The following is a 2,906-nucleotide window of genomic DNA, read 5'->3' as shown; positions in this document are numbered from 1 at the left end:
TTTGGTTAAGTCCTCGATCGATTAGTATCAGTCAGCTGCACATGTCACCATGCTTCCACCTCTGACCTATCAACCTCGTCATCTTCGAGGGATCTTACTAGTTTAACACTATGGGAAATCTCATCTTGAGGGGGGCTTCATGCTTAGATGCTTTCAGCACTTATCCCTTCCACACATAGCTACCCAGCTATGCCCTTGGCAGGACAACTGGTACACCAGCGGTGTGTCCATCCCGGTCCTCTCGTACTAAGGACAGCTCCTCTCAAATTTCCTACGCCCACGACGGATAGGGACCGAACTGTCTCACGACGTTCTGAACCCAGCTCGCGTACCGCTTTAATGGGCGAACAGCCCAACCCTTGGGACCGACTACAGCCCCAGGATGCGATGAGCCGACATCGAGGTGCCAAACCTCCCCGTCGATGTGGACTCTTGGGGGAGATAAGCCTGTTATCCCCGGGGTAGCTTTTATCCGTTGAGCGATGGCCCTTCCATGCGGAACCACCGGATCACTAAGCCCGACTTTCGTCCCTGCTCGACTTGTAGGTCTCGCAGTCAAGCTCCCTTGTGCCTTTACACTCTACGAATGATTTCCAACCATTCTGAGGGAACCTTTGGGCGCCTCCGTTACTCTTTAGGAGGCGACCGCCCCAGTCAAACTGCCCACCTGACACTGTCTCCAAGGCCGATAAGGCCTTCGGGTTAGAATTTCAATACAGCCAGGGTAGTATCCCACCGACGCCTCCACCGAAGCTGGCGCTCCGGCTTCCAAGGCTCCTACCTATCCTGTACAAGCTGTACCAAAATTCAATATCAGGTTGCAGTAAAGCTCCACGGGGTCTTTCCGTCCTGTCGCGGGTAACCTGCATCTTCACAGGTACTATAATTTCACCGAGTCTCTCGTTGAGACAGTGCCCAGATCGTTACACCTTTCGTGCGGGTCAGAACTTACCTGACAAGGAATTTCGCTACCTTAGGACCGTTATAGTTACGGCCGCCGTTTACTGGGGCTTCGATTCAGAGCTTCGCTTACGCTAACCCCTCCTCTTAACCTTCCAGCACCGGGCAGGTGTCAGCCCCTATACTTCGCCTTGCGGCTTCGCAGAGACCTGTGTTTTTGCTAAACAGTCGCCTGGGCCTATTCACTGCGGCTTTTCAGGGCTATTCACCCTAAAAAGCACCCCTTCTCCCGAAGTTACGGGGTCATTTTGCCGAGTTCCTTAACGAGAGTTCTCTCGATCACCTTAGGATTCTCTCCTCGCCTACCTGTGTCGGTTTGCGGTACGGGCACCATTTACCTCGCTAGAAGCTTTTCTTGGCAGTGTGGAATCAGGAACTTCGGTACTATATTTCCCTCGCCATCACAGCTCAACCTTACGGTAAGCGGATTTGCCTACTTACCAGTCTAACTGCTTGGACGCGCATATCCAACAGCGCGCTTACCCTATCCTCCTGCGTCCCTCCATTGCTCAAACGGTAAAGAGGTGGTACAGGAATATCAACCTGTTGTCCATCGCCTACGCTTTTCAGCCTCGGCTTAGGTCCCGACTAACCCTGAGCGGACGAGCCTTCCTCAGGAAACCTTAGGCATTCGGTGGAGGGGATTCTCACCCCTCTTTCGCTACTCATACCGGCATTCTCACTTCTAAGCGCTCCACCAGTCCTCACGGTCTGACTTCGCTGCACTTAGAACGCTCTCCTACCATTGTTCGTAAGAACAATCCACAGCTTCGGTGATACGTTTAGCCCCGGTACATTTTCGGCGCAGAGTCACTCGACCAGTGAGCTATTACGCACTCTTTAAATGGTGGCTGCTTCTAAGCCAACATCCTGGTTGTCTAAGCAACTCCACATCCTTTTCCACTTAACGTATACTTTGGGACCTTAGCTGGTGGTCTGGGCTGTTTCCCTCTTGACTACGGATCTTATCACTCGCAGTCTGACTCCCGAGAATCAAGTCTTTGGCATTCGGAGTTTGACTGAATTCGGTAACCCGATGAGGGCCCCTAGTCCAATCAGTGCTCTACCTCCAAGACTCTATACTCGAGGCTAGCCCTAAAGCTATTTCGGAGAGAACCAGCTATCTCCAAGTTCGATTGGAATTTCTCCGCTACCCACACCTCATCCCCGCACTTTTCAACGTGCGTGGGTTCGGGCCTCCATTCAGTGTTACCTGAACTTCACCCTGGACATGGGTAGATCACCTGGTTTCGGGTCTACGACCACGTACTATATCGCCCTATTCAGACTCGCTTTCGCTGCGGCTCCGTCTCTTCAACTTAACCTTGCACGGGATCGTAACTCGCCGGTTCATTCTACAAAAGGCACGCCATCACACATGAATGTGCTTTGACTACTTGTAGGCACACGGTTTCAGGTTCTCTTTCACTCCCCTTCCGGGGTGCTTTTCACCTTTCCCTCACGGTACTGGTTCACTATCGGTCACTAGGGAGTATTTAGCCTTGGGAGATGGTCCTCCCAGCTTCCGACGGGATTTCACGTGTCCCGCCGTACTCAGGATCCACTCAAGAGAGAACGAAGTTTCGACTACAGGGTTGTTACCTTCTCTGACGGACCTTTCCAGGTCGCTTCGTCTACTTCGCTCTTTTGTAACTCCGTATAGAGTGTCCTACAACCCCAAGAGGCAAGCCTCTTGGTTTGGGCTATCTTCCGTTTCGCTCGCCGCTACTCAGGAAATCGCGTTTGCTTTCTCTTCCTCCGGGTACTAAGATGTTTCAGTTCCCCGGGTCTACCTTCTCTTACCCTATGAATTCAGGTAAGGATACTGCCCCATTACGAGCAGTGGGTTTCCCCATTCGGAAATCTTCGGATCAAAGCTTACTTACAGCTCCCCGAAGCATATCGGTGTTAGTACCGTCCTTCATCGGCTCCTAGTGCCAAGGCAT

At 52.2% G+C, this 2,906-nt stretch carries 1 rRNA gene; it reads right to left on the bottom strand.

Annotation, left to right across the window (positions count from 1 at the left end):
- Positions 1–7: 7 nt before the first annotated feature.
- A 23S ribosomal RNA gene (locus V7138_RS12040) occupies positions 8–2,906 on the bottom strand.

It is taken from the genome of Bacillus sp. JJ1533 (genome assembly GCF_036965045.1).
Classification (GTDB): domain Bacteria; phylum Bacillota; class Bacilli; order Bacillales; family Bacillaceae_L; genus Ferdinandcohnia.
Note: the sequence above shows the minus strand (reverse complement) of the source record. Positions and strands in the feature narration are given on the sequence as shown.